Source organism: Burkholderia sp. A2 (assembly GCF_001729305.1).
GTDB classification, from domain to species: Bacteria; Pseudomonadota; Gammaproteobacteria; order Burkholderiales; family Burkholderiaceae; genus Burkholderia; species Burkholderia sola.
The window spans coordinates 86,919-98,023 of sequence record NZ_LZXX01000101.1 but is presented as its reverse complement, the minus strand read 5'-3'; the positions used below and the strand labels follow the sequence as shown (position 1 = coordinate 98,023).

The window sequence follows — 11,105 nt, the reverse complement described above, 5'->3', positions numbered from 1 at the left end:
ACGCGAGCGGCGGCGCGACCCGCGCATACCAGTCGAGCAGGTCGGCATCGAGCAGGTTCCACGCACGGCGCGGCCGCACGCGCGTGCCGACCTTCGGCCGCGATTCGACCAGCCCCTTCGACGTCAGCGTGCGCAGCGCCTCGCGCATCACCGTGCGGCTCACGCCGTACATCTCCATCAGGTCGGGTTCCCTCGGCAGCAGCGATTCGGGCGGATAGTCGCCGCGCAGGATCGCCGTCGCGAGCCGGAAGGCCGTCTGTCCATGCAGGTCGCGTTGAATGATCGTTCTCCGTCGGGCGGCTGCCCACTATCTGCACATTAATGCTATTAATACTATTTTTTGTTCGACTACGCTAGGATAACCGCGAAAGCACGGATCGTGCGCCGCGCCCGCGCGGGCGCGCCGGTCAATCATGGAGACACGCGTCATGAAAATCACCCGCCTCGAAACGTTCGTCGTCCCGCCCCGGTGGCTGTTCCTCAAGATCGAAACCGACGAGGGCATCATCGGCTGGGGCGAGCCGGTCGTCGAAGGCCGCGCGCACACGGTCGAGGCCGCCGTGCACGAACTGGCCGACTATCTCGTCGGCCGCGACCCGCTCTTGATCGAGGATCACTGGCAGGTGATGTACCGCGCCGGCTTCTACCGCGGCGGCCCGATCATGATGAGCGCGATCGCGGGCGTCGACCAGGCGCTGTGGGACATCAAGGGCAAGCATCACGGCGTGCCCGTGCATGCGCTGCTCGGCGGCCAGGTGCGCGATCGCATCAAGGTGTATTCGTGGATCGGCGGCGATCGGCCGAGCGACGTCGCGAACAACGCACGCGCGGTGGTCGAACGCGGCTTCAAGGCCGTGAAGATGAACGGCTCCGAGGAGCTGCAGATCGTCGACACCTACGACAAGGTCGAGCAGGTGATCGCGAACGTCGCGGCGGTGCGCGATGCGGTCGGCCCGCACGTCGGGATCGGCGTCGACTTCCACGGCCGCGTGCACAAGCCGATGGCGAAGGTGCTCGCGAAGGAACTCGATCCGTACAAGCTGATGTTCATCGAGGAACCGGTGCTGTCGGAGAATGCCGAGGCGCTGCGCGACATCGTCAACCAGACCAACGCACCGATCGCGCTCGGCGAGCGGCTCTACTCCCGCTGGGACTTCAAGCACATCCTCGCGGGCGGCTACGTCGACATCATCCAGCCGGACGCATCGCACGCCGGCGGCATCACCGAGTGCCGCAAGATCGCGACGCTCGCGGAAAGCTACGACGTCGCGCTCGCGCTGCATTGCCCGCTCGGGCCGATCGCGCTCGCCGCGTGCCTGCAGCTCGACGCGGTCAGCTACAACGCGTTCATCCAGGAACAGAGCCTCGGCATCCATTACAACCAGGGCAACGACCTGCTCGACTATCTGCGCAATCCCGAGGTGTTCCGCTACGAGGACGGCTTCGTCGCGATCCCGCAAGGCCCGGGGCTCGGCATCGACGTGAACGAGGAGAAGGTGCGCGAGATGGCGAAGACCGGCCATCGCTGGCGCAACCCGGTGTGGCGCCACGCGGACGGCAGCGTCGCCGAGTGGTGATGAACGCTTGAGATAAGAAAGATGTGTGGCGCGGCGCGCGCCGCGCAGTGCGTTCGACACGGCCGCCCCGACACGGCGGCCGTTCTTGCATCCGTACCACGCATGCGGCGCCCCGCCCTGCGCCGTTCGGCCGTCAGCCGAGCGCCGCGAACCCCGGCACGCTGAACGACAGCACGGCCGCCGCGACGAACACGCCAATCATCGTCATCCCTTCGAGATGCAGGATGTTGCGGAACGTGTACGCGTCCTCGGTCGACGCGGTGCGGCGCAGGCGCGGCAGCGCCGAGAAGCGGTTGAGCCCGCCGAGCACGAGCGCGAGCGCGACGAGCAGCAGCTTCAGCAGCAACACGCGCCCCCACGTGCTGCCGTCGAGCGGCGCGAGCGAGCCGCCGAGCCCGCGGATCGCGTTGAGCACGCCGGTGCCGAGCACGAAGACGACCGCGACGATCGACGTGCGCGACAGGTGCTGGCCGATGCGGATCAATGCGCCGCGCGCGACCGACGTCCCGAGCGCCGGCAGCACCGCGAGCCCGCCCGCGAGCACGAGGCCGCCCCACACGGCGGTGGCCAGCAGGTGCAGCGTCTGCACGCCGACCGCCGCGGACAGCACGCCGCTATCGGCCGCATGGCCGAGCGACGCCTTGCCGGCCGCGACCACGATCACGGCGAGCCACAGCACCGCATGCGCGACCGGGCCGTCCGGCTTCGCGAGCGCGACGATCGCGAGCAGCACCGCGCCGGCGAACGCGACGCTCCACGCGAATCCCGTATGCGTCTGCATCAGCATGACGGGAATCGCGGCGAACGCGCCGCCGAGCCCCGCGCCGCTCATCGCCGCGGCTTCGTAGACGAGCCAGCCGAGATCGGCGAGCACGAGCGCCAGCGCCGCCGCGACGAGCGAATGTTGCGCGCGCAGCCATGCGGGGTGCGACGGCGCGATGACCGGCCGCGCGCCGTCCTTGCCGAGCCACGCCTTGAACAGCGCCGAGCCGACCGCCATCGCGAACGCCGCATCCATCAGCGCCGCGAGCGCGACCTGACCGATCCACAAGCTGTCGAACTTCATCGCGCACGCCCTCCCGCAAGCGGCAGGCCGGCAGTGCGGCGGCAACGGGGCGGACGGCGGGACGGACAGCGGGAGGCAGGCAACGGCACGGTAGAAAACGTCATCGATGAATCCGGAAACGGGAGAAACGACTGGACCTGCGGCGGAGGCGGCGCCGCGCGACCCGCGAGTGTACGGTCTTCGATGGGGAAAACGCACGCCGGTTCACATGACGCCGGCGCAATGCGCGTCAAATTGTCGCAAGTCGCAAACGGACAGGAACCGATGTCCTTTTGCCAAATAGCCGTCATTACCCATCGATGATAGAATGCCGCGTCGCAGCAGCCCGGCTGTCCTGCCGTCCATGCGCCGAGCCGATCGTAGCCCGGACAAGGTCCCCGACGAATAAACATGGAGTCTCGTGTGTCTTCAAGACGCCTCTTCCGTCCGCTGCTCGCCGTTCTGATGATCGGCGGCGCGGGCCTTATGAGCGCTGCCCAAGCGCAGACCAAGCCCACGGAGCAAGCGCACGCCCAGCAGGCGCCGCTCAAGGCACCCGATACCATGGCCGAGCGCGTGCGCGGCTGTACCGCATGCCACGGCGTCCACGGCCAGGGCACGGACAACGACTACTTCCCGCGTCTTGCCGGCAAGCCGGCCGAGTACCTGTACAACCAGCTCGTCAACTTCCGCGACGGCCGGCGCAAGTACCCGCCGATGAACTATCTGCTGACGTACCTGAACGACGATTACCTGAAGGAAATCGCCGAGCACTTCTCGGCCGAACGTCCGCCGTACCCGACGCCGGCGAAGCCGACGCTGCCGGCCGCGACGCTCGCACGCGGCAAGCAGCTCGTCACGCAAGGCGACCCGTCGCGCAAGCTGCCGGCCTGCGTGGCCTGCCACGGCGCAGGGCTGACCGGCATGCAGCCGGCGATCCCGGGCCTCGTCGGCCTGCACGCCGATTACCTGAGCGCGCAGCTCGGCGCATGGCGCTCGGGCAACCGCCACGCGAAGGCGCCCGATTGCATGCACGACATCGCCGCGAAGCTTTCCGACGAAGACGTGACGGCCGTGACCGCGTGGCTCGCCGCGCAACCGGCGCCCGCCAACCCCGTGCCGGCCCCGGCGCGTTCGATGAAGACTCCGCTCGCCTGCGGCAGCGAACCGCAATAAGGCAAGGGAGACAGACACAATGAAACGCAAGTCCCTGTTTGCACTCTCGGCCGTCGCGATCGTCGCGGCTGCCGCCCTCGTGCCGGTCCTGTGGCCGGGCAACGACACGCTGCACGGCGCTGCCGCCGTCGCGGCCACGCCGGCCGACCAGGCCGCGCTGATCAAGAAGGGCGAATACCTCGCGCGCGTCGGCGACTGTATCGCGTGCCACACCGTGCGCGGCGGCAAGTCGTTCGCGGGCGGCCTGCCGATGGCGACGCCGTTCGGCACGATGTACACGCCGAACATCACGCCCGACGACCAGAACGGTATCGGCAAGTGGACGTCGGACGACTTCTACCGTGCAATGCACACGGGTCGCTCGAAGGACGGCAGCCTGCTGTACCCGGGTTTCCCGTTCGCGAGCTACACGAAGGTCACGCGCGCCGATTCGGACGCGATCTACGCGTACCTGCGTTCGGTCCCGCCGGTGTCGGTGCCGAGCCGTCCGCACGAACTGAAGTTCCCGTTCAACAACCGCAACCTGCTGATCGGCTGGCGCACGCTGTTCTTCAAGGAAGGCGAATACAAGCCGGATCCGACGAAGTCGGTCGAATGGAACCGCGGCGCGTATCTCGTCGAAGGCCTCGGCCACTGCTCGATGTGCCACACGTCGATCAACATGATGGGCGGCCCGGTGAGCTCGTCGGCGTTCGCCGGCGGCCTGATCCCGCTGCAGAACTGGTATGCGCCGTCGCTGACGAACGACAAGGAACTCGGCCTCGGCGACTGGCACGTGCAGGAGCTGTCCGACCTGCTGCAAGCCGGCGTGTCGCAGAAGGGTGCGGTATTCGGCCCGATGGCGGACGTGGTCCACAACAGCCTGCAGTACATGACCGACGAAGATACGCGCGCGATGTCGACGTACCTGAAGTCGATCCCGCAGAAGGCTGAAGCGCCGAAGAACATGCAGTACGAGCCGTCGAAGCAGTTCGGCAACGCGCTGTTCGACCAGGGCAAGAAGATCTACGCGGACAACTGCGCGACCTGCCACGCCGAGACCGGCGCGGGCAAGCCGCCGGCCTATCCGCCGCTCGCGGGCAACCACTCGATCATGATGGAATCGGCCGTCAACCCGATCCGCATGGTGCTGAATGGCGGCTATCCGCCGAGCACGTTCAAGAATCCGCGTCCGTACGGGATGCCGCCGTTCGCGCAGTCGCTGTCGAACCAGGAAGTCGCGGCGGTCGTCACGTATATCCGGATGTCTTGGGGTAACAACGGTACGCCGATCTCGCCGCAACAGGTGAGCGATCTGCGTTCCGCGCCGCTCGACTAAGAAGCGGCTCACACAAACGGGGCGCGGCTGCGGGAAACCGCGGCCGCGCCCTTTTGCTTTTTGGCTGTTTTGCGATGCAGGTTTGACGCGCGGGCCGCGCGACGCATCGCCGATCATAAAACTCAAGAGTGGTATCTATGTCTTTCGAATCTCTCGGCCTGGCCGAACCGCTGGTCAAGGCGGTCAACGAGCTCGGCTACACGTCGCCGACCCCGATCCAGCAGCAGGCGATCCCGGCCGTCCTCGGCGGCGGCGACCTGCTCGCCGGCGCGCAAACCGGCACCGGCAAGACCGCCGGCTTCACGCTGCCGATCCTGCAACGCCTGCACACGTTCTACGCGGAGCACCGTGGCGCGAAGCGCGCGGTCCGCGCGCTGATCCTCACGCCGACGCGCGAACTCGCCGCCCAGGTCGAGGAAAGCGTGCGCGCGTACAGCAAGTACCTGAAGCTGCGTTCGACCGTGATGTTCGGCGGCGTCAGCATCAATCCGCAGATTGATGCGCTCAAGCGCGGCGTCGACATCGTCGTCGCGACGCCGGGGCGCCTGCTCGACCACATGCAGCAGAAGACCATCGACCTGTCGGATCTCGACATCCTCGTGCTCGACGAAGCCGACCGGATGCTCGACATGGGGTTCATCCACGACATCAAGCGCGTGCTCGCGAAGCTGCCGCCGCAGCGCCAGAACCTGCTGTTCTCGGCCACTTTCTCCGATGAAATCAAGGCGCTCGCCGACAGCCTGCTCGACTCGCCCGCGCTGATCGAGGTCGCCCGCCGCAACACGACCGCCGAGAGCGTCGCGCAGAAGATCCACCCGGTCGACCGCGACCGCAAGCGCGAGCTGCTCACGCACCTGATCCGCGAACACAACTGGTTCCAGGTGCTGGTGTTCACGCGCACCAAGCACGGCGCGAACCGGCTCGCCGAGCAGTTGACGAAGGACGGCATCAGCGCGATGGCGATCCACGGCAACAAGAGCCAGTCGGCGCGTACGCGCGCGCTGGCCGAGTTCAAGAACAGCACGCTGCAGGTGCTCGTCGCGACCGATATCGCCGCGCGCGGGATCGACATCGACCAGTTGCCGCACGTCGTCAACTTCGACCTGCCGAACGTGCCCGAGGATTACGTGCACCGGATCGGCCGCACGGGCCGCGCCGGCGCGACCGGCGAAGCCGTGTCGCTCGTGTGCGTCGACGAGAAGCAGTTGCTGCGCGACATCGAGCGGCTGATCAAGCGCGAGATCCCGCAGGAAGTGATCGCGGGCTTCGAACCCGATCCGAACGCGAAACCGGAGCCGATCCAGCAGCGCCGCGGCCAGCAGCAACCGCGCGGCGGCGGCAATCGCCAGCCGCGTGCCGGCGGCTCAGGCCAGCCTGCCGCGAAACGCGACGGCAACGCACAACCGAAGGCGACGCAGCAGAAGGCCGCGAAGCCGCGCACGCAAGGCGGCGCCGGTGCCGGTGGCAATGGCGGCGGACGTCCGGCAGGCGGCGGCAACGGCGCCCGCCCGGCAAGCGGCAACGCCGCGCATCCGAACCGCAACCGTTCGTCGCGCAGCGGCCAGCGCGGTCACTGAAGCCGCGCGGCCGCGCGCCGCAGGTGCTCGATCTGGCGTTGCCAGCGTGCGAGCACCGCGGCGCGCTCCCCTTCCAGCGTGAACGTGACGCCTGTCGCGAGACGCGCATAGCCGACCCGCTGCGCATCGCCGTGCGCGATCGTCGCAGCGAATCCGGCCAGTCCGCCGACATCCCCTTCGAGCGGCATCATCTCCAGTTGCGCCTGAAAGAACGCACCGTCCGCGACGAGCGTCAACGCGGCCATACGCCGTTGCGCGATCGCGCGCGCCGCCCGCGACTGCGGCCAGAGCGCGATCAGCAGCGTGCGCGCATCGTGCGCATAGATCTCGCCGACGCCGAGCAGCGTCGTGCGCAGCTGGCCATCGTCGGTCGCGACGATCAGCGACGCGGCGATGTCCGCGTGACGCTCGAGCGCGGTGCCGTCGAACAGCGACACGACGGCGGACGGCCACGCGTCGAACGTCCATTGTTCGAGTGCGTGGCGATGGGTATCGGTCATGATGGCGTGGCCCGGCTGCGGATCGGATGAGGAAGTGCCAGCATACGCGCGACGGGCCGCGCCGCGGCGATCAGCGCAGGAAAACGTGCCGCGTGATCTTCGTGAGCGGATAGTGGACGCCCGGCTGGATCTTCGCGGGCAGGTCGAGCGGCTTGAGCAGCATCTTCACGCACATGTCGGCCGACAGGTTACGGCGGACCAGCGAATTGATGCGCGCGGCGCGCTCGCGGTTGTACTGGCTGTCGCCGACGCGGTCCGGATAGCGGATCGCGAACACGTGGCGCAGCGCGATCTCGGAATCCTCGTTCTTGATTTCCATCACGCGGCGCGCGAGCGCACCGAGCACCGCGAGCCGGCCGTTGCCTTCGACCTGGTTGTACTTCTTGAAGAACTTGAAGAAGTGCTTGTAGTGACGCACTTCGTCCGTGCGGATGTTGTCGGTGATTTCCTTCAGCACCGGCTCGTCCGAGCATTCGTTGATCGCGCGATAGAGCGTGGCCGTGCCCGTCTCGACGACGCAGCGCGCGACCATTTCGAGCGCGCGGGTTTTTTCGAACGCCTCGACCGAACAGGTCTTCGAATACTCGGCGAAGAAATTCGCGAAGGCCGTATCCCAGTCGAACTCGGGCCACACGTGCGCGATGTACGCCTTCAGTGCGCGGCCGTGCTGCAATTCTTCGGGCTCCCATGCATTGTTGAGCCATGCGGAGACTTCCGGATCGTCATTGAAGAATTCGCTCAGATTGCTCGTATAGAGATCCGAGCCGCTCTCGATGAACGACGACGCGCACAGCAGCAGCAGCAGATCCTCGTTCGCGGCGGCACGCTGGCGATCGATCCGGTTCAGGTCGATGTCCTCGATACGCCACGGCATCACATGCGTCGTTTTGGTGTCCATGGTAGTGCGCTCCCAGTCGTCGCGCGGAGGCCGGCCCATGCTTGGGGCACAGGCGCCAGCCGATCCGCAGGCGGCGTTTTACTTGCGTTTATAGTGAGTCGGTCCGGCCGAACCATCCTGGCATCTTAGCCGGACTTTGAAGTTCGTGCTCCAGAGCACTGACCATACCCGACGAGCGCAGTTCCACGGCGTCTGTTGCCGTTCGTTAGACGAGTCCTTCAAACCGCTTGCGCGCGTTCGATGGTATGCGGCGCGCCAAACGAAACGGGCGGCCGCCGGGCCGCCCGTGATGGGGAAAAACTGCAGCGCGAGCTGGAAGCGATCCGTCAGAAACCGGCCGCGAGCCCGTCGCGCCGGCTGTCGCTCGCGGCCACGTAGCCGCGCTCCGGATCGTCGGGATCGAGGCGCCACACGAACTGCCCCGAACCGAAATCCATGTAAGGATCGTCGATCGACTGGATCGTATGGCCGCGGGCGGCCAGCGCGTCGACCGTCGCGCGGTTCATCGTCGCCTCGACGTCGAGCGTGAAGTCGCGGTTGACCTTCCAGCGCGGCGCGCAACACGCGGCCTGCGGCTGCTGGCCATAGCCGAGCATCCGCACGATGGTCTGCAGGTGGCCCTGCGGCTGCATGTCGCCGCCCATCACGCCGAAGCTCATCACGGCCTCGGTGCGGCCGTCGGCCTCCTCGGTGACGAACGCCGGGATGATCGTGTGGAACGGCCGCTTGCCGCCCGCGACGACGTTCGGCGAAGCCGGGTCCATCGAGAAGCCGTGCCCGCGGTTCTGCAGCGCAATGCCGGTGCCGGGCACGACGAGCCCCGAGCCGAAGCCCATGTAGTTCGACTGGATGAAGCTCACCATCATCCCGCGCTCGTCGGCCGCCGACAGGTAGATCGTGCCGCCCGAACGCGGACGGCCGGCGGCGAAGTGCGTCGCACGCGCGCGATCGATCAGCTTCGCGCGTTCGGCGAGATACGCATCGTCGAGCATCTGTTCGGGCGTGACGTCCATCGCGCGCGGATCGGCGACGTAGCGATAGACGTCCGCGAACGCGAGTTTCATCGCCTCGATCTGCAGATGCTGCGAATCGACCGAGTCGACCGGCCACTCGGTCACGCCCGCATGCTCGGCGATGCCGAGCGCGATCAGCGCGGCAATGCCCTGCCCGTTCGGCGGGATCTCGTGAATCGTGTGACGGCCGAAACGCTTGCCGATCGGCTCGACCCATTCCGGCCGGTACGCGCGCAGGTCGGCTTCGGTCAGCGCGCCGCCGCCTTCGCGCGCGAACGCGGCGATACGCTCGGCGAGCGCGCCTTCGTAGAACGCCCGCGCGCCGTCCTTCGCGAGCGTGCGCAGCGTCTGCGCATGACCGGGCAGGCACACGCGTTCGCCGACGAGCGGCGCGCGGCCAAGCGGCATGAAGGTGTCCGCGAAACCGGGCAGCCCCTGCAGTTCGGGGACGGCCGCCGCCCACTTGTGCGCGACGATCGGCGGCACCGAATAGCCGCGCTCCGCGATCTCGATCGCCGGCTCGAGCAGGTCCGCGAACGGCAGCGAACCGAACTTCGCGTGCAGCGCTTCCCAGCCCGCGATCACGCCCGGCACGGTAACGGTGTCCCAGCCGCGCGTCGGCTTGTTCGCGATGCCGCGCGCATCCTCGCCGTGGCGCTTGCGGAAGTAGTCGACGTTCCATGCGGCCGGCGCGACGCCCGATGCGTTGAGCCCCGACAGTCGCTCGCCATCCCAGACGAGCGCGAACGCATCGCCGCCGAGCCCGCACGACACGGGCTCGACGACCGTGATCGCGGCGGCCGCGGCCAGCGCCGCGTCGACCGCGTTGCCGCCCTTCCACAGCATCCGCAGCCCGGCCTGCGCGGCAAGCGGGTGCGACGTCGACACGACATTGCGCGCGAACACCGGAATACGGGTCGACGGATACGGGTTGTGCCAGTTGAAGCCACTCATCGAGACCACCTCGTCGAAAGCTGAATGAACGGGCCCGCGCGAGCGGGCAATCCGCCATTCCAGCGCGATCGGCGCGATCGCACAAATTCATTTGTCACATGAATCCATGTAGTTTCCGCATGAATCGTGCGCGCCGATGTCCGGCAGGCCGGCCGAACGCCGTTGCCGCCCTTACAATACCCGCTCCGTCTCACGACACGACCATCGAGCCATGACCCGAGATCCCCGCCTCACCCTCAACGCGCGCCAGCAGGAATTGCTCGAATGGGTGCAGCGCGACGGCTTCGTGACCGTCGACGATCTCGCCGCGCACTTCGCGGTCACGCCGCAGACGATCCGCCGCGACGTGAACTGGCTCGCCGACCTGAACCTGCTGCGCCGCTACCATGGTGGCGCGAGCTTGCCGACCAGCTCGGAGAACGTGTCGTACACCGCGCGCCAGCGGATGTTCCACGACGAGAAGCGGCGCATCGCGGCGCTCGCGGCGTCGCACATCCCCGACCAGGCGTCGCTGTTCATCAACCTCGGCACGACGACCGAGGAAGTCGCGCGCGCGCTGAACCGCCATCACGGGCTGCACGTGATCACGAACAACCTGAACGTCGCGTCGATGATGAGCGGCTATCCCGACTGCGAGGTGCTGATCACGGGCGGCATCGTGCGGCCGTGGGACAAGGGCATCGTCGGCGAGCTCGCGATCGACTTCATCCGGCAGTTCAAGGTCGACTACGCGATCATCGGCACGTCGGCGATCGAGGCCGACGGCACGCTGCGCGATTTCGACACGCGCGAGGTGCGCGTCGCCGAGGCGATCATGCAGCATGCGCGCACGGTCTACCTCGTCACCGATCATTCGAAGGTCGGCCGCCCGGCGCTCGTGCGCCAGGGCCATCTGAGCCAGGTGCACGCGCTCTTCACCGACAAGCCGCTGCCGCCCGAGATGGACGACACGGTGGCCGCCGCCGGCACCCAGGTGTACGTCGCGGAATGACGGTCGCGATGCTGCACCGCACCTGAAACTTCAAGTGAAATCAAGAAGTTGGCGCC

10 protein-coding genes are annotated in these 11,105 nt (G+C 67.5%); 5 read left to right on the top strand and 5 right to left on the bottom strand.

The features are described from left to right. The coding region (locus A9Z05_RS37865; RefSeq protein WP_256122039.1) for a FadR/GntR family transcriptional regulator at nucleotides 1-283 on the bottom strand (283 nt) is incomplete at its 3' end. 145 nt (nucleotides 284-428) lie between these two features. On the opposite strand from A9Z05_RS37865, the gene dgoD reads away from it, so the two are divergent. Further along, nucleotides 429-1,577, top strand: a complete 1,149-nt coding sequence (gene dgoD / locus A9Z05_RS20135) for a galactonate dehydratase (RefSeq protein WP_069619627.1) — start codon at nucleotides 429-431, stop codon at nucleotides 1,575-1,577. A 133-nt stretch (nucleotides 1,578-1,710) separates the two neighbouring features. Here the strand turns inward: dgoD and A9Z05_RS20130 are convergent, their stop codons facing one another. After that, the gene (locus A9Z05_RS20130) at nucleotides 1,711-2,643 is read right to left on the bottom strand and encodes a CopD family protein (protein WP_069619626.1); all 933 of its coding nucleotides are present in this window, start codon (nucleotides 2,641-2,643) and stop codon (nucleotides 1,711-1,713) included. Nucleotides 2,644-3,033: 390 nt separating this feature from the next. Between A9Z05_RS20130 and A9Z05_RS20125 the strand changes: the two genes are divergently transcribed. The 3 genes from A9Z05_RS20125 (at nucleotide 3,034) to A9Z05_RS20115 (ending at nucleotide 6,693) form a co-directional block, all read left to right on the top strand. Next, nucleotides 3,034-3,798 carry a c-type cytochrome gene (locus A9Z05_RS20125; protein ID WP_050014600.1) on the top strand — a complete coding sequence of 255 codons (765 nt, stop codon included), beginning with the start codon at nucleotides 3,034-3,036 and terminating at the stop codon, nucleotides 3,796-3,798. A 19-nt stretch (nucleotides 3,799-3,817) separates the two neighbouring features. Further along, complete coding sequence (locus A9Z05_RS20120; protein ID WP_006477897.1) at nucleotides 3,818-5,116, top strand: cytochrome c; 1,299 nt, start codon at nucleotides 3,818-3,820, stop codon at nucleotides 5,114-5,116. A 137-nt stretch (nucleotides 5,117-5,253) separates the two neighbouring features. Further along, entirely contained in the window at nucleotides 5,254-6,693 is a 1,440-nt protein-coding gene (locus A9Z05_RS20115; RefSeq protein ID WP_069619625.1) for a DEAD/DEAH box helicase, read from the top strand. Here the strand turns inward: A9Z05_RS20115 and A9Z05_RS20110 are convergent. The 3 genes from A9Z05_RS20110 to A9Z05_RS20100 all read right to left on the bottom strand — a co-directional run bounded on the left by A9Z05_RS20110 (nucleotide 6,687) and on the right by A9Z05_RS20100 (nucleotide 10,058). Continuing rightward, nucleotides 6,687-7,193 (bottom strand): hypothetical protein, encoded by a 507-nt coding sequence (locus tag A9Z05_RS20110; RefSeq protein WP_069619624.1) that lies wholly within the window; start codon nucleotides 7,191-7,193, stop codon nucleotides 6,687-6,689. The two genes, A9Z05_RS20115 and A9Z05_RS20110, sit on opposite strands and share 7 nt — an antisense overlap. A gap of 70 nt (nucleotides 7,194-7,263) precedes the next feature. Next, complete coding sequence (locus tag A9Z05_RS20105) at nucleotides 7,264-8,091, bottom strand: ferritin-like domain-containing protein (RefSeq protein ID WP_011546143.1); 828 nt, start codon at nucleotides 8,089-8,091, stop codon at nucleotides 7,264-7,266. Between the two features lie 326 nt (nucleotides 8,092-8,417). Beyond that, entirely contained in the window at nucleotides 8,418-10,058 is a 1,641-nt protein-coding gene (locus A9Z05_RS20100; protein WP_069619623.1) for a gamma-glutamyltransferase family protein, read from the bottom strand. Between the two features lie 211 nt (nucleotides 10,059-10,269). Between A9Z05_RS20100 and A9Z05_RS20095 the strand changes: the two genes are divergently transcribed. Further along, the gene (locus A9Z05_RS20095) at nucleotides 10,270-11,049 is read left to right on the top strand and encodes a DeoR/GlpR family DNA-binding transcription regulator (protein ID WP_069619622.1); all 780 of its coding nucleotides are present in this window, start codon (nucleotides 10,270-10,272) and stop codon (nucleotides 11,047-11,049) included. The last annotated feature ends 56 nt before the right edge of the window (nucleotides 11,050-11,105 follow it).